The 496-nt window shown below is 35.1% G+C and carries 1 protein-coding gene; it reads left to right on the top strand.

What is annotated here, in order from left to right; all coding sequences use genetic code 11:
* Positions 1-122 precede the first annotated feature (122 nt).
* Positions 123-496, top strand: a 374-nt coding sequence (locus ADH81_RS08505; RefSeq protein ID WP_049528212.1) for an ISL3 family transposase, incomplete at its 3' end; no start/stop codon positions are given.

The following is a 496-nucleotide window of genomic DNA, read 5'->3' as shown; positions in this document are numbered from 1 at the left end:
GGCTCTATAATATTTGTAGTGGGTAAATCCCCTATAGATATTATGGAGCCTATTTTGTGTAGAAAAAAAGTCCCATAAGATCTATAATGAAAAGCGACTAAACCATCATTAGAAAGAATCATATGGAACAATTACATTTTATCACAAAACTACTCGATATTAAAGACCCTAATATCCAGATTCTAGATGTTATCAATAGGGATACACACAAGGAAATCATCGCTAAACTGGACTATGACGCCCCATCTTGCCTTGAGTGCGGAGGTCAAATGAAGAAATATGATTTTCAAAAACCGTCGAAAATTCCTTACCTCGAGACGACTGGTATGCCTACCAGAATTCTTCTTAAAAAGCGTCGTTTTAAGTGCTATCATTGCTCGAAAATGATAGTCGCTGAAACTTCTATCGTTAAGAAGAATCATCAAATTCCTCATATTATCAACCAAAAGATTGCTCAAAAGTTGATTGAAAAGACTTCTATGACTGATATTGCACA

The sequence above is a fragment of the Streptococcus pseudopneumoniae genome (assembly GCF_001072925.1).
Classification (GTDB): domain Bacteria; phylum Bacillota; class Bacilli; order Lactobacillales; family Streptococcaceae; genus Streptococcus; species Streptococcus pseudopneumoniae_Q.
The sequence above is the reverse complement of the archived record's forward strand: the minus strand, read 5'-3'. Positions and strand labels throughout refer to the sequence as shown.